15 protein-coding genes and 1 other RNA gene are annotated in these 13,767 nt (G+C 65.8%); 13 read left to right on the plus strand and 3 right to left on the minus strand.

The genetic code is table 11. From position 1 onward, the window contains the following. Window positions 1–17: 17 nt before the first annotated feature. The 5 genes from BM115_RS06680 to rnpB all read left to right on the plus strand — a co-directional run bounded on the left by BM115_RS06680 (window position 18) and on the right by rnpB (window position 4,596). Window positions 18–1,091 carry a tartrate dehydrogenase gene (locus tag BM115_RS06680; protein ID WP_092291873.1) on the plus strand — a complete coding sequence of 358 codons (1,074 nt, stop codon included), beginning with the start codon at window positions 18–20 and terminating at the stop codon, window positions 1,089–1,091. Further along, window positions 1,088–2,395, plus strand: a complete 1,308-nt coding sequence (locus BM115_RS06685) for a glycerate kinase type-2 family protein (protein ID WP_092291875.1) — start codon at window positions 1,088–1,090, stop codon at window positions 2,393–2,395. Before BM115_RS06680 ends, BM115_RS06685 begins: the two co-directional genes overlap by 4 nt. A gap of 10 nt (window positions 2,396–2,405) precedes the next feature. After that, the gene (pyrC, locus tag BM115_RS06690; protein WP_092291877.1) at window positions 2,406–3,440 is read left to right on the plus strand and encodes a dihydroorotase; all 1,035 of its coding nucleotides are present in this window, start codon (window positions 2,406–2,408) and stop codon (window positions 3,438–3,440) included. Between the two features lie 5 nt (window positions 3,441–3,445). Next, window positions 3,446–4,231 (plus strand): DUF3025 domain-containing protein, encoded by a 786-nt coding sequence (locus tag BM115_RS06695; protein WP_255370715.1) that lies wholly within the window; start codon window positions 3,446–3,448, stop codon window positions 4,229–4,231. A 24-nt stretch (window positions 4,232–4,255) separates the two neighbouring features. Then, window positions 4,256–4,596, plus strand: an RNA gene (gene rnpB, locus BM115_RS06700) — RNase P RNA component class A. A 22-nt stretch (window positions 4,597–4,618) separates the two neighbouring features. Here the strand turns inward: rnpB and BM115_RS06705 are convergent. Then, window positions 4,619–5,041 carry an OsmC family protein gene (locus tag BM115_RS06705; RefSeq protein ID WP_092291881.1) on the minus strand — a complete coding sequence of 141 codons (423 nt, stop codon included), beginning with the start codon at window positions 5,039–5,041 and terminating at the stop codon, window positions 4,619–4,621. Between the two features lie 701 nt (window positions 5,042–5,742). On the opposite strand from BM115_RS06705, the gene rplM reads away from it, so the two are divergent. The 5 genes from rplM (at window position 5,743) to erpA (ending at window position 8,532) form a co-directional block, all read left to right on the plus strand. Continuing rightward, entirely contained in the window at window positions 5,743–6,171 is a 429-nt protein-coding gene (gene rplM, locus BM115_RS06710; RefSeq protein ID WP_092291883.1) for a 50S ribosomal protein L13, read from the plus strand. A 12-nt stretch (window positions 6,172–6,183) separates the two neighbouring features. Next, window positions 6,184–6,576: a 30S ribosomal protein S9 gene (gene rpsI, locus BM115_RS06715; RefSeq protein ID WP_092291885.1), complete on the plus strand. Its 393-nt coding sequence runs from the start codon at window positions 6,184–6,186 to the stop codon at window positions 6,574–6,576. A 202-nt stretch (window positions 6,577–6,778) separates the two neighbouring features. Then, the gene (locus BM115_RS06720; RefSeq protein WP_092291887.1) at window positions 6,779–7,534 is read left to right on the plus strand and encodes a DUF6776 family protein; all 756 of its coding nucleotides are present in this window, start codon (window positions 6,779–6,781) and stop codon (window positions 7,532–7,534) included. A gap of 22 nt (window positions 7,535–7,556) precedes the next feature. Then, a complete protein-coding gene (locus tag BM115_RS06725) occupies window positions 7,557–8,051 on the plus strand; it encodes a bactofilin family protein (RefSeq protein ID WP_092291889.1) in 495 nt (164 codons plus the stop codon). Between the two features lie 112 nt (window positions 8,052–8,163). Further along, on the plus strand, window positions 8,164–8,532 hold the full coding sequence (gene erpA / locus BM115_RS06730) for an iron-sulfur cluster insertion protein ErpA (protein WP_092291891.1): 369 nt from the start codon (window positions 8,164–8,166) through the stop codon (window positions 8,530–8,532). A gap of 80 nt (window positions 8,533–8,612) precedes the next feature. On the opposite strand, the gene BM115_RS06735 is transcribed toward erpA, so the two are convergent. Beyond that, on the minus strand, window positions 8,613–9,755 hold the full coding sequence (locus tag BM115_RS06735) for an anhydro-N-acetylmuramic acid kinase (protein WP_092291893.1): 1,143 nt from the start codon (window positions 9,753–9,755) through the stop codon (window positions 8,613–8,615). A 2-nt stretch (window positions 9,756–9,757) separates the two neighbouring features. After that, the gene (locus tag BM115_RS06740; protein ID WP_092291895.1) at window positions 9,758–11,152 is read right to left on the minus strand and encodes a M23 family metallopeptidase; all 1,395 of its coding nucleotides are present in this window, start codon (window positions 11,150–11,152) and stop codon (window positions 9,758–9,760) included. A 215-nt stretch (window positions 11,153–11,367) separates the two neighbouring features. Between BM115_RS06740 and tyrS the strand changes: the two genes are divergently transcribed. From tyrS to BM115_RS06755, 3 genes are read left to right on the plus strand one after another with little or no spacing between them, the layout of a single operon-like run. Continuing rightward, complete coding sequence (gene tyrS / locus BM115_RS06745; RefSeq protein WP_092291897.1) at window positions 11,368–12,609, plus strand: tyrosine--tRNA ligase; 1,242 nt, start codon at window positions 11,368–11,370, stop codon at window positions 12,607–12,609. Between the two features lie 6 nt (window positions 12,610–12,615). Further along, window positions 12,616–13,086 (plus strand): D-aminoacyl-tRNA deacylase, encoded by a 471-nt coding sequence (gene dtd / locus BM115_RS06750; protein ID WP_092291899.1) that lies wholly within the window; start codon window positions 12,616–12,618, stop codon window positions 13,084–13,086. Between the two features lie 19 nt (window positions 13,087–13,105). Continuing rightward, the gene (locus BM115_RS06755; RefSeq protein WP_092291901.1) at window positions 13,106–13,753 is read left to right on the plus strand and encodes a YbhB/YbcL family Raf kinase inhibitor-like protein; all 648 of its coding nucleotides are present in this window, start codon (window positions 13,106–13,108) and stop codon (window positions 13,751–13,753) included. Window positions 13,754–13,767: the final 14 nt, after the last annotated feature.

A 13,767-nucleotide genomic window follows, 5' to 3' on the forward strand; every position in this document is an offset into this window, starting at 1 on the left:
CCAGCCCCTTCCCAGCCATGAGTCAATACAAGATCGCTGTCATTCCCGGAGACGGAATCGGAACGGAAGTGATGCCCGAAGGCATCCGTGCCATGGACGCCGCCGCGCGCCGCTTCGGCATCGACTTCCAGTGGGACCACTTCGACTTCTCCAGCTACGACTACTACGCCCGCCACGGCAAGATGCTGCCGGACGACTGGTTCGACACGCTGGTCAAGTACGACGCCATCTACTTCGGCGCCGTGGGCTGGCCCGAGAAAATCCCGGACCACGTGTCCCTGTGGGGCTCGCTGCTCCAGTTCCGCCGCTCGTTCGACCAGTACGTGAACCTGCGCCCGGTGCGCCTGATGCCCGGCATCAAGAGCCCGCTGGCCGGCCGCCAGCCTGGCGATATCGACTTCTACGTGGTGCGCGAGAACACCGAGGGCGAGTATTCGAGCATCGGCGGGCGCATGTTCCCGGGCACCGAGCGCGAAATCGTGGTCCAGGAGACCGTGATGAGCCGCGTCGGCGTGGACCGCATCCTGAAATTCGCGTTCGAGCTGGCCCAGAAAAGGCCCAAGCAGCACCTGACCTCGGCCACCAAGTCGAACGGCATCTCCATCACCATGCCGTACTGGGACGAGCGCGTGGAGGCCATGGCGGCCAATTACCCGGGCCTGAAGGTGGACAAGTACCACATCGACATCCTGACTGCGCACTTCGTGCAGCATCCGGACTGGTTCGACGTGGTCGTGGCCAGCAACCTGTTCGGCGATATCCTGTCCGACCTCGGCCCGGCCTGCACGGGCACGATCGGCGTGGCGCCGTCGGGCAATATCAACCCGGACAAGACCTATCCGAGCCTGTTCGAGCCCGTGCACGGCTCGGCGCCGGACATCGCCGGGCGCGGCGTGGCCAACCCGATCGGCCAGATCTGGTGCGGCGCGATGATGCTGGAGCACCTCGGCCATGCCGATGCGGGCGCCGCCGTGCTGGCCGCCATCGAGAAGGTGCTGGCCGCCGGGCCGGGCCACGCGCCGCTGACGCGGGATATTGGCGGCACCGCCGGAACGGCCGACCTGGGTCGTGCGATTGCGGAGGCGCTGTGAATACCGCTAATTCCCATATTGACCCCCGCACGCTGCTGCTGGAGAGCTTCCGGGCCGCCGTGGCCGCAGCTGACCCGCTCGAGATCGTCGCCGCCCACCTGCCGCCGCCCCATGCCGGCGGCCGCACGCTCGTGGTCGGGGCGGGGAAGGCCGCCGCATCGATGGCGCTGGCCGTGGAGCGCGCCTACGCGGGCCGCGCCACGCTCGACGGCATCGTTGTCACCCGCTACGCGCACGGCCTGCCGACCGACCATATCCGCGTGATCGAGGCCGGCCATCCCGTGCCCGACGAGGCCGGCGAACAGGCCGCGGCGGACATCCTCGCCCGCGTGCAGGCGCTCGGGCCGGAAGACCGGCTGATCGTCCTGGTGTCTGGCGGCGGGTCGAGCCTGCTGTCGCTGCCGGCCGAAGGCATCGCCATGGCAGACCTCAAGGCCACCACGCGCGAACTGCTCCGATGTGGCGCACCGATCACAGAAATGAATATCGTGCGCAAGCACCTGTCGCGCATCCAGGGCGGCCGGCTGGCGCAGGCGAGCAAGGCGCCCGTGACCACGCTGATCGTCTCGGATGTGGCCGGCGATGATCCCAGCGCGATTGCATCCGGCCCCACCGTGGCCGATCCGAGTACGTATGCCGATGCGCTGGCCATCCTGCAACGCTACGGCGCGAAGGTGCCGGCCCCGGTGCAATCCCACCTGGAACGCGGCGCGCGGGGCGAGATCGACGAGACGCCCAAGCCGGGTGATCCGTTGTTCACCCGGGTCGAGAATCACATGATCGCCACCGCGCACGGCAGCCTGGAAGCCGCCGCCGCGCTGTTCCGCAAACAGGGCATCCAGCCCGTGGTGCTGGGTGACACCGTGACCGGCGAAGCCCAGGAAGTCGCGCGGGTCTATGCCGCGCTGGTGCGCGAGATTCGCGCGTACAATGCGCCGTTCGCCGCGCCGGTGGCGCTGATTTCCGGTGGCGAATGCACGGTGACGCTGCCCGCGAGCGGTGCCGAGCGGGCCCGGGGCGGCCGTTGCTCGGAGTTCCTGCTGTCGCTGGTGATCGAGCTGGGCGGGGCGGACAATATCCATGCGATCGCCGCCGATACGGACGGCATCGACGGCTCCGAGGACAACGCCGGCGCCGTGTGCTGCCCCGATTCGCTCAAGCGCGCCGAGGCCGCCGGCGTCTCCGCCCGCCAGCAACTCGATGCGCACGATGCCTGGGGTTTCTTCGATGCCATCGGCGACCTGGTCCAGACCGGCCCCACGCGCACCAACGTGAACGATTACCGCGCCATCCTGATTCTTTGAATTTCCAGCTATGACCCAGACGCTCACCATCACCCGCCCGGACGACTGGCACCTGCACCTGCGCGACGGCGCGGCGCTGGCTGCCGTGCTGCCGGACACCGCGCGCCAGTTCGGCCGCGCGATCATCATGCCGAACCTGAAGCCGCCCGTGACCACGGTGGAGCAGGCTGCCGCCTACCGCGCGCGCATCCTGGCCGCGCTGCCGTCCGGCATGGCGTTCGAGCCGCTGATGACGCTGTACCTGACCGACAACTTGCCCGCCGAGGAAATCGTCGCCGCCAAGGCGAGCGGCTTCATCCACGCGGTGAAGCTGTACCCGGCCGGCGCCACCACCAACAGCGACGCCGGCGTGACTGATATCCGCCGCTGCGCCGCCACGCTGGAAGCCATGCAGCGCGCCGGCCTGCCGCTGCTGGTGCACGGCGAAGTGACCGATGGCGACATCGACATCTTCGACCGCGAAGCCGTGTTCATCGACCGCGTGATGCGGCCGCTGCGCAAGGATTTCCCGGAGCTGAAGGTGGTCTTCGAGCACATCACCACCAAGGACGCGGCCCAGTACGTGGCCGAGGCCGAAGGCCCGGTCGGGGCGACGATCACCGCGCACCACCTGCTGTACAACCGCAATGCGATCTTCACCGGCGGCATCCGCCCGCATTACTACTGCCTGCCGGTACTCAAGCGCGAGACCCATCGCGAGGCGCTGGTCAAGGCGGCCACGTCCGGCAGCGCGCGGTTCTTCCTCGGCACGGACAGCGCGCCGCATGCACGCGGCCTGAAGGAACACGCCTGCGGCTGCGCGGGCTGCTACACGGCACTGCATGCGATGGAGCTGTACGCCGAAGCGTTCGATACTGCCGGGGCGCTCGACAAGCTGGAAGGCTTCGCCAGCTTCCACGGCCCGGCGTTCTACGGCCTGCCGCGTAACACCGGCACGCTCACGCTGTCGCGCGAAGACTGGGAGTTGCCGGCGGAACTGCCGTATGGCGACACCACGCTGGTGCCGCTGCGCGCCGGCGAGACCCTGCGCTGGAAGGCGCAATAAGCGACTTGCCTGGCATCGACTGGACGCGGCCGTGGTTCCGGCCATTCGCCGCGTCCGGGGTCGCGCTCTCCGCCGCCGCGCTTTCCGCCGCCGATCTGCGCGCGGCGCTCGACGAACAAGCCGTAGCCGCCGGGCTGGCGAACGCCAACGACCAGCCACTGCGCTTCGTCCCCCAGTCTGACCTCCCCGATGGGGTGGCCTATGAGGCGCATATCCACGCCACCGGCCACGTTCCCACGCGCGACAACCTCCACGACGCGTTCAACGCGCTGATCTGGCTCCATTTCCCCGCGACCAAGGCCGTGCTGAACCGGCTCCAGGCCGAGGCCATCGCCCGTGATGGCGTGCTGCCCGTGCGCGGCGGCCTGCGCGATGCCGCGACGCTATTCGACGAAAACGCGGTGATCTTCCTGACCGAGGACACCCGGCTGGCCCAGGCGCTGCAAGGGTTTGCGTGGCACACGCTGTTCGTGGCGGCGCGCGCCGCATGGGGCAGCGCCTGCACGGTCATCCCGTTCGGCCACGCCTTGCTGGAGAAGCTGGTGCAGCCCTACAAGTCGATCACGGCCCACGCATGGTGGCTGCCGATGCCGCCCGGCACGCCGCGCGCGGTCATCGACCGGAAGCTGGCCGAATCGCTGGCCGAGGCAGCCGGGCAGGGCACGCTGCGCGGCGGCCGCTGCTTCGCGCCGCTGCCGGTGCTGGGCATTCCAGGCTGGTGCGATGAGAACGATGCGCCGTCGTTCTACGACGACACGGCCGTGTTCCGCCCCGGGCGCCAGATCCGCTGAGTTCGGTGGTAGACTGCGGGCCGCAAAGCAGGCCAGACAATCGCTGCTTGTCTCGCAAGGGGCAAGGGGAGGAAAGTCCGGACTCCACAGGGCAGGGTGTTGGCTAACAGCCATCCACGGTAACGTGCGGAATAGGGCCACAGAGACGAGTCTTGCCGCCGGGTTCGCCTGGCGGGAAGGGTGAAACGCGGTAACCTCCACCCGGAGCAATCCCAAATAGGCAGACGATGAGGCGGCCCGCTGAGTCTGCGGGTAGGGAGCTGGAGCCGGCCGGTAACGGTCGGCCTAGAGGAATGGTTGTCACGCGCAGCGCGCCGCAAGGCGGGCCGCGCGCACAGAATCCGGCTTATCGGCCTGCTTTGCTCTCTCTTCCTGACGTCAGGGCGTTCAGCCCTCGACGATTTCCATCGTGTGCGTGATCTCGGCGGTCTTGGCCAGCATGATCGAGGCCGAGCAGTACTTGTCGTGCGACAGCGTGATCGCGCGCTCCACCGTGGTCGGGTTCAGGTTGCGGCCCGTCACCGTGAAGTGGAAGTTGATGCGCGTGAAGACCTTCGGGTCCTCGTTGGCGCGCTCGGCTTCGAGCTTTACCGTGCAGCCGCGCACGTCCTGGCGGCCACGCTTGAGGATCAGCACCACGTCATAGGCCGTGCAGCCGCCGGTGCCGAGCAGCACCATCTCCATGGGACGCGGCGCCAGGTTGTTGCCACCGCCATCGGGCGCGCCGTCCATCGCCACGATATGGCCGCTGCCGGTCTGGGCCACGAAGCTCATGCCTTCCGGGCCCATCCATGTCACTTTGCATTCCATTTTGTTCGTTCCTGGGTTTACGAATGTGTTTTCGCGCTCACGTCCGCGCAATCACGAATCTTGCATTTCGTCAGTATATGGCATCGGCGGATCGTGCCCGAGGCGAGGGATTTCCCTTGGGATTCTGAGGGAATCCTCTATTGTGGCGCCGATGACTCAGCATCACATCGAGGATAAGTCTTTGATTTCTAAGAAAGACAAACATTTGCAAGAGGCTATTAAAGCATTGCACAATGTGCAATGCGATTTCGCACTGCAAATTTTCTTGCGTTGCGACGGCCGCTATGTATAATTCAGTTCATTGAACGACGGCGCATCTGGCGCGCCAGAGTGCGAAAGCGAAAGCCCTCCGCACCGCCCGCCGCCCCGTCGATCTACCAGTGTCTCCTCCACCCTCCTCCTTTGGTGGATTCACACCCAAGTCCAAACCGACTTGGGTTTTTTTTCGTCCACTTTCGTCCACATTTCGCCCCCGGCTTCCATGTGATGCAGGGGGCTTGACGAAAAGCCACGACTTTGCTTGTGCGCCATCGCATTCCCCGAGTATAATCGCAGGCTTTTCCGGTCATTGCCCCCGGAAAAGGAATCAGGGAGAGCCTGCAAACACAAGCAGGAAGGTCAGGTCCCAAGGGCCGGCCGAACGACAGGACGCTAAAACGGCGACCGTCACATCGGGCAGTATTCAATAGTCAGGAAAAATCATGAAGACCTTTTCCGCCAAGCCTCATGAGGTAAAGCGCGACTGGTACGTGATTGACGCGACGGACAAGGTCCTCGGCCGTGTTGCCAGCGAAGTGGCACGCCGACTGCGCGGCAAGCACAAGCCGGAATTCACTCCGCACGTCGACACGGGCGATTACATCGTCATCGTCAACGCAGCCAAGCTGCGTGTCACGGGTACCAAGGAAACGGACAAGAAGTACTATCGCCATTCGGGTTACCCGGGCGGTATCTACGAAACGACGTTCGGCAAGATGCAGCAGCGTTTCCCGGGCCGCGCCCTGGAAAAAGCTGTCAAGGGCATGCTGCCGAAGGGTCCGCTGGGCTATGCAATGATCAAGAAGCTGAAGGTTTACGCCGAAGCCGATCATCCGCATGAGGCACAGCAACCCAAGACGCTCGACATCTAAGGAGGCCAATCCATGATCGGTAACTGGAATTACGGTACTGGCCGCCGCAAGAGCGCTGTGGCTCGTGTCTTCATCAAGTCGGGCAAGGGTGAAATCGTCGTCAACGGCAAGCCCATCAACGAGTACTTCGCTCGCGAAACCTCGCTGATGATCGTGCGTCAGCCGCTGGAACTGACCACCCACGCCGAAACGTTCGACATCAAGGTCAACGTGACCGGCGGTGGCGAAACGGGCCAGGCTGGCGCAGTGCGCCACGGCATCACCCGCGCCCTGATCGACTACGACGCCACGCTGAAGCCGACGCTGTCGAAGGCTGGTTTCGTCACGCGCGATGCACGTGAAGTGGAACGTAAGAAGGTCGGTCTGCACAAGGCACGTCGCCGGAAGCAGTTCTCGAAGCGCTGATGCGCTTTCGCAGGTCCGCTCTGGCGGATCTGTCGAATCCGGAAAAACCGCACGCTCTGTCGTGCGGTTTTTTTTCGTCTGCGTGGTGCAGAAATCACCACTTTTCTGGCGAAGGTGTCTCAGATGTCATACATTGATCGGCACAATGGCGGCTCGGAGATACAATCACGGGCCTGCGAATGAGAGGACGAACGATGGTGTCATGGGCCTGAAGTACCGGCCACTGCGACCGCGCCGGGGATTGCGCGCTTCGCGGGCCGTGATTCGTGTGCATCGGCCGTGGCGTGTGTGGATCTGGGCGCTGGTGCTGGCGATCGGGCTTGGACTCGCCGTGGTCTGGGCCATCGATGCCGGCCATGCCATGCGTCAACCTGCCGCGCCAACGGATACGGCACTCGTGGCGGCCAATGCCGCGTTGCGTGTGCAACTGGCCGAGGTGACCGCCGAGCGCGACCAACTGCTTACCAGCGCGAACACCCCGGAGGCCCGTCTCGAGATGGCCCGCGCCGAGCGCGAGCGTCTGGTGCAGCAACTGAAGTCGGCAGAGGCCGAGGTAAGCCAGCTCAAGGAAGACCTTGGGTTCTTCGAGGCGCTGCTGCCGGCCACCGGCGATACGTCTGGCATCCACGTGCGCAGTTTCCGCGTGGTCATCGACGAAGCACAGCCCCAGGCCGTGCACTATCGCCTGCTCGTGATGCAGGGCGGTTCGAAGGCATTTGTCGAGCAGCCCGAATTCAAAGGTGATCTACAATTCACAATTTCAGCAGTCCGGGCTGGGCAGCCGTTAACCATGACACTGCCGAATCCGAAAGAGGCGCCGTTACCGGCGGTGCGCCTCACGCATTACCAGCGTATCGAGGGCGACCTGGCGATTCCCAAGGGCGCCGAGGTACGTGCCGTATCGGTCCGTATCGTGCAGAACGGACAGGTCCGCGCGGCGCAGTCGGCAACGCCGTAGGACCCGAACAAGGAGAGGGATCATGTTGTTTTCGAAGAAGAAAGGCCTGTCGATCGACACCCTGATCGGCCAGGACGCCACCATCGAGGGCGATGTCACGTTCGCGGGCGGCCTGCGCCTGGATGGCCGCGTGCGCGGCAACGTGCTGGCATCGGACGCGCAGCGCAGCATGCTCGTCATCAGCGAGAAGGGCGCAGTCGAGGGCGAAGTGCGCGTCGGGCACCTGATCCTCAACGGCACTGTGACCGGCCCGGTGAGCGCCAGCGAACTGCTCGAACTGCAGCCCCATGCGCGCGTCTACGGCGAAGTGCACTATGCAGCGCTGGAAATGCACCAGGGCGCCATCGTCGAAGGCCGTCTCGTGCCAATCGGGCAGGGTGAGGTGCGCGCCTTGCCGAACCATGTACCGGCCGCCGAGGTCAATCAAGAGACGCCAGTGGAATCGAACACGTCCGAAACCGAGGCCGAAGAGGTGTCGGCCAAGGCCACACCCGAGAACGCAGGCGCCGCGGCCTGATTGTTTGTCGATGGATGTGACGTGAACGCCTAGAAGCCCTTGAAATTTAATGGGTTCGGCACGATTTCGAAGTAGCGCTTAGAATACGGCGTATCTAAATAGGAGAATCCCCATGAACGCAGTCGCTGAGGCACCCGTAACCGAGGACGTGCCGGCACCGTTCGTCTTTACCGACAGCGCCGCCGACAAGGTCAAGCAGTTGATCGAGGAAGAGGGCAATGCCGAGCTGAAGCTGCGCGTATTCGTGCAGGGCGGCGGCTGCTCTGGCTTCCAGTACGGCTTCACGTTTGACGAAGACGTCAACGAAGACGACACCACGATGGTCAAGAACGGCGTGATGCTGCTGATCGACTCGATGAGCTACCAGTACCTGGTGGGCGCCGAGATCGACTACAAGGAAGACATCAACGGCGCGCAGTTCGTGATCAAGAACCCGAATGCCTCGACCACTTGCGGTTGCGGCTCGTCGTTCTCGGCCTGATCCCGGTTTCGGTCGATAAAAAAGCGCACTTCGGTGCGCTTTTTTGTTGCCTGTCGATTCCTGGCAATCAACGCGCGACCTCAACGCGGATAGATCGCCCCAAGCACGCGCGGGCCGGCCGCGCCGGTAACCGTGGGCACGTTGCCGGGCGCGCGCCGCACGCATTGCCGCGCCAGCCAGGCGAAGGCGAGTGCCTCCACCTCCAGGACCGGTACGCCGAAATCATCGGTCGTCTGCACGGCCACGCCCGGAAGCAGCCGCGCGAGTTCAGCCATCACATAGCCATTGCGGGCGCCGCCGCCGCAGACGATGAGCCGGCGCGCATCGGCGGCATGCGTCTGCACGTCGCGCGCGATGGCGGTGGCCGTCAGCGTCGCCAGCGTGGCCTGCACGTCGGCGGCGGGCGGCTGCCGGTCGCCGCGCGTGGCCAGCAGCGCCTGCAGCCAGCCCGGGTGGAACAGATCGCGCCCGGTGCTCTTGGGCGGCGGCGCGCTGAAATAGGGCTCGGTCAGGCACTGCGCCAGCAGCGCCGCATCCACCGTGCCGCTCGCGGCCCAGGCGCCATTGTCGTCGTAGGGCAGGCCGCGATGGCGGTGAATCCAGTCGTCGAGCAGCGCGTTGCCGGGGCCGCAGTCGAACCCGGTGACCGGGCGACCGCTGGCCGTTTCCGGCAGGATGCTGATATTGGAGATGCCGCCGATGTTGCAGACCACGCGGGTCTCGTCCGGCGCGCCGAACAGCGCCGCGTGCACAGCGGGCACGAGGGGCGCGCCCTGGCCCCCGGCCGCCACGTCGCGGCTGCGGAAGTCGGCGATCACGTCGATGCCGGTCAACTCGGCCAGCAGCGCCGGATGCTGACTCTGCCGCGTGTAGCCGGTGCCGTCATAAAGACCGGGGCGATGGCGGATGGTCTGGCCGTGCGCGCCGATGGCCGCGACCGATGCCGGGCGGGCATCGGCGAGCCGCAGCAGCGTCGCCACGCACTCGGCATAGACGCTGGCGAGCGCGTTGGCGGCCAGCGCCTCGCGATGGATCTCATCGTCGCCCGGCTGCTGCAAGGCGCCGAACGCCTCGCGCAACGGCTGGGGAAAGGGGGTGTGCGCCGCCGCCAGCACGACGGGGTGCGCGCCGGAAAAATCGACGAGCACGCCATCCGCGCCATCCATGCTGGTGCCCGACATCAGGCCGATAAATCGCTCGCTGCTTGCCGGGGGCACGGGCATGGTCAGTTGCTGGCGGTCAGGACGTTGTAGGTGCGCAGCATGTTGATGCGGCTCAACATCGCGCTGGTATAGGTCAGGAACTGCGTGCGCGACTTGCCGGTCAGCGCCGGCGCTTCCATCAGGGTGATGGTGAGCGGGTTCTGCGGCACGTCGTTGAAGCGGAATTCGTAGTGCAGGTGCGGCCCGGTGGCCCAGCCGGTGGCGCCGACATAGCCGATCACCTGGCCCTGGCTCACGTGCTGGCCCTGGCGCAGCCCGGCAAAGCCGGACAGGTGGGCGTAGTACGTCGAGTACCCGCCCGCGTGCTGGAGCACCACGATGTTGCCGTAGCCGTTCTGCTGGCCGACGAAGTCCACCGTGGCATCGCCGGTGGCGATGACCTTGGTGCCCTGCGGCGCGGCGAAGTCCACACCCTTGTGCTGCGCCCACTGGTGGTGGAGCGGATGGTCACGCCCGCCGAAGCCCGACGATACGCGCGAGAACTCCACCGGCGAACGCAGGAACGGCCGCTTCATGGTGCGACCGTCGAACGTGTAGTAGGCGCCGGCTTCACCTTCTTCCGGGGCGTACCAGAGCGCCTGATGCAATGTGTTGCGATTGATCAGCTCCACGGCCACCACGCGGCCGTTGCGCACGAAGGCGCCGTCGCGGAAACCGGCCTCGTAGACGATGCGGAAGCGGTCGCCCTTGGCGATGTCGTGGTGGAAGTCGATCACGCCCGAGAAGATCGAGATCATCTTCTGGACGATGTCGTCCGGCACGTTGGCGCTGTCCATCGACTTGAAGAAGCCGCCGGCCTCGATCCCGCCGGAAGCCATCTCGTAGTGCACGTCGTTGTCCACGGACTGGACGCGCGCCTTGTAGGTGTAGTCGCCGCCCTCGGCCTTCGGCGCCACGCGCTCGATCACGAGTTCGCGCGAGGCGGCGGCGTCGCCGCCCAGGTTGGCCTGGAGCGACACCAGCAGGTTGTGGTCGTCGATCTCGGCCTGCACGGCCTGGCCGGCGTCGAGGTTGAGCAGCCCCCGCGCGGTGGCGTTCTTGAGGATGAACGCCTGGGCGTCGGGATCCTCCACGCCCAGCCGGCGCAGCAGCGTGGCCAGGGTGTCGCTGCGCTGCATGCGGTCCTCGCGCACATAGCGGCTTTCGGGATCGCTCTCGGTGAGCTGTTCGAGCTGGGTGCGCAGGTCGGGCAGGCGAATGGCCTCCTGCACCTTCGGCGCCTGGGGGTCGTCATAGGCATTGCGCGGGGCGACGCCCATCGCGGCAGCCATGCCGAGCGTGAAAACGGTGCCGACAGCAACGGTGAGTTGCTTCCGGCGCCGGGCATGCTGGGGGTTGGTCGGGTCGACAAGCACCACCAGCTCGCGCGCGAAAACTTCGCGGAGACTGGACCACATCACGTAAAATTCAACCTTGATTCCGGGCTCCGCTGCCGCGACGATGTGTCTTCGTCTGCCTTCCTCCCCCGAGGTTGCGGCGCGGGCCAATGTTTGTCAGCCGCCTACAATGGCGGTTGCCGCCGGGCTGCCCCGGCAGACGCAAAGCGCGAATTATACCAGAACGACACCGGCTGTCCGTCGGCGATTCCTTAATTATTTCAACGACTTATCTCATGTCTGAAGTGACCCCGGCCGCCGCGGCCAAATATCCACTTACGCCGTCGGTGATGCAGGCCCTGGAGATCACCAAGCGTGGCTGCGACGAGCTGTTGATCGAAGCCGAGTGGCTCCAGAAGCTCGCCCGCAGCGAGGCTACCGGGGTGCCACTCCGCATCAAGCTGGGTCTGGACCCCACCGCGCCGGACATCCACCTGGGTCACACCGTGGTGCTGAACAAGCTGCGCCAGCTCCAGGACCTTGGCCACCAGGTGATCTTCCTGATCGGCGATTTCACCTCCACGATCGGCGATCCGTCCGGCCGCAATGCCACCCGGCCGCCGCTTACCCGGGAGCAGATCGAGGCCAACGCCCAGACCTACTACCGCCAGGCCAGCCTGGTGCTCGACCCCGCCCGGACCGAAATCCGCTACAACAGCGAGTGGAGCGACCCGCTCGGCGCGCGCGGCATGATCCAGCTGGCAGCCAAGTACACCGTCGCCCGGATGATGGAGCGCGACGACTTCACCAAACGGTTCCGGTCTGGGATTCCAATTTCGGTCCATGAGTTCCTTTATCCGCTCATGCAGGGCTACGATTCCGTGGCGCTCAAGGCCGATATCGAGCTGGGCGGCACCGACCAGAAGTTCAACCTGCTGGTGGGCCGTGAGCTGCAGAAGGAATACGGCCAGGAGCCGCAGTGCATCCTGACCATGCCGCTGCTGGTGGGGCTGGACGGCGTCGAGAAGATGTCGAAGTCGAAAAACAACTACATCGGCGTGGCCGAGGCCCCGAACGACATGTTCGGCAAGCTGATGAGCATCTCGGACGACCTGATGTGGCAGTACTTCACGCTGCTGTCGTTCCGGCCGATGAGCGAGATCGACCTGATGAAGCAAGAGATCGCGCTGGGCCGCAACCCGCGCGAATGCAAGGTGGCGCTGGCGCAGGAGATCGTCACGCGCTTCCACAGCGCGGCCGATGCCGAGAAGGCGCTCGAGGACTTCAACCACCGCGCGCGCGGCGGCGTGCCGGACGACATCCCGGCGGTGACGCTGGAAGGCGCGCCGCTGGGCATCGCCCAACTGCTGAAGCAGGCCAACCTGGTGCCGTCCACCTCGGAAGCCAACCGCAATATCGAGCAGGGCGGCGTCAAGATCGACGGCTCCGTGGTCGGCGACAAGTCCACAAAGGTGGCCGCCGGCACCTATGTGGTCCAGGTGGGCAAGCGCCGCTTCGCGCGCGTGACCCTGGTGTAAGGCGCGATGATCGCCCTGATCCAGCGCGTGGCGCAGGCCCGCGTGACCGTGGCGGGCCGCACCACCGGCGAGATCGGCGCCGGGCTGCTGGCGCTGGTCTGCGCCGAGCGCGGCGACACCGAGGCCCAGGCCGAGCGCCTGCTGGCCAAGCTGCTCGCCTACCGCGTGTTTTCAGACGCCGAGGGGAAGATGAACCTGCCGGTGCAGAACATGGACGGGCAGGGCAAGGCGGGCGGGCTGCTGGTGGTGTCGCAGTTCACGCTTGCCGCCGATACCAACAGCGGCACGCGGCCGAGCTTTACGCCGGCGGCGTCGCCCGAGGATGGTCGGCGATTGTATGAACATTTCGTGGCCCGCGCGCGCGCCGCGCATTCGTCGGTGGAAACCGGCGAGTTTGGCGCGATGATGCAGGTCAGCCTCGTCAATGACGGCCCCGTGACGTTCTGGCTGCGCGTGCCGCCGGCCGGCACGGCGTGACACATCCAAGGAGATCCTCATGAAACTCTGGAGCAAGGCATTTGCCGACAACGCGCCCATTCCGGGCGAGTTTGCGTTCTGCGTGCCCGATGCCGCCAATCATGTGGCGCTGTCGAGCAATCGCAATCCGGACCTGCATTGGGACGGTTTCCCCGCCGAGACGCGTTCGTTCGTGCTGGTCGCCCATGATCCCGATGTGCCGAGCGTGGGCGACGACGTGAACCAGGCCGACCGCGAAGTGCCGGCCACGCTGCCGCGCGCGGACTTCTTCCACTGGGTGCTGGTGGACATACCGCCGGGCCTGAACACGATCTCGGCCGGCACGCACAGCGACGGCGTGATCGCGCGCGGCAAGCCGGGCCCGGACACGCTGGTCGGCACGGCCGTGGCCGGCGGCCTGCGCCACGGCACCAACGACTACACGGCGTGGTTTTCCGGCGACGAGGACATGAAGGGCCACTACTTCGGCTACGACGGTCCCTGCCCGCCCTGGAACGACGCGCTGGTGCACCGCTACGTGTTCACGGTCTACGCGCTCGATATCGAACGCCTGCCCGTGGAAGGCCATTTCACTGGCGCCGATGTGCGCCAGGCCATCCAGGGCCACGTGCTGGCCGAAGCCTCGCTCACCGGCACCTACACGCTCAATCCGAAACTGATCCGGTAATCATCCGCACGCCG

The organism is Cupriavidus sp. OV096 (assembly GCF_900115455.1).
In the GTDB taxonomy this organism is placed as follows: Bacteria; Pseudomonadota; Gammaproteobacteria; order Burkholderiales; family Burkholderiaceae; genus Cupriavidus.

Coding starts and splice junctions, on each gene's coding strand:
- BM115_RS06680 (WP_092291873.1), top strand. CDS start 18: ATGAGTCAATACAAGATCGCTGTCATTCCCGGAGACGGAATCGGAACG.
- pyrC (WP_092291877.1), top strand. CDS start 2,406: ATGACCCAGACGCTCACCATCACCCGCCCGGACGACTGGCACCTGCAC.
- BM115_RS06705 (WP_092291881.1), bottom strand. CDS start 5,041: ATGGAATGCAAAGTGACATGGATGGGCCCGGAAGGCATGAGCTTCGTG.
- rplM (WP_092291883.1), top strand. CDS start 5,743: ATGAAGACCTTTTCCGCCAAGCCTCATGAGGTAAAGCGCGACTGGTAC.
- rpsI (WP_092291885.1), top strand. CDS start 6,184: ATGATCGGTAACTGGAATTACGGTACTGGCCGCCGCAAGAGCGCTGTG.
- BM115_RS06720 (WP_092291887.1), top strand. CDS start 6,779: ATGGGCCTGAAGTACCGGCCACTGCGACCGCGCCGGGGATTGCGCGCT.
- BM115_RS06725 (WP_092291889.1), top strand. CDS start 7,557: ATGTTGTTTTCGAAGAAGAAAGGCCTGTCGATCGACACCCTGATCGGC.
- erpA (WP_092291891.1), top strand. CDS start 8,164: ATGAACGCAGTCGCTGAGGCACCCGTAACCGAGGACGTGCCGGCACCG.
- BM115_RS06735 (WP_092291893.1), bottom strand. CDS start 9,755: ATGCCCGTGCCCCCGGCAAGCAGCGAGCGATTTATCGGCCTGATGTCG.
- BM115_RS06740 (WP_092291895.1), bottom strand. CDS start 11,152: ATGTGGTCCAGTCTCCGCGAAGTTTTCGCGCGCGAGCTGGTGGTGCTT.
- tyrS (WP_092291897.1), top strand. CDS start 11,368: ATGTCTGAAGTGACCCCGGCCGCCGCGGCCAAATATCCACTTACGCCG.
- dtd (WP_092291899.1), top strand. CDS start 12,616: ATGATCGCCCTGATCCAGCGCGTGGCGCAGGCCCGCGTGACCGTGGCG.
- BM115_RS06755 (WP_092291901.1), top strand. CDS start 13,106: ATGAAACTCTGGAGCAAGGCATTTGCCGACAACGCGCCCATTCCGGGC.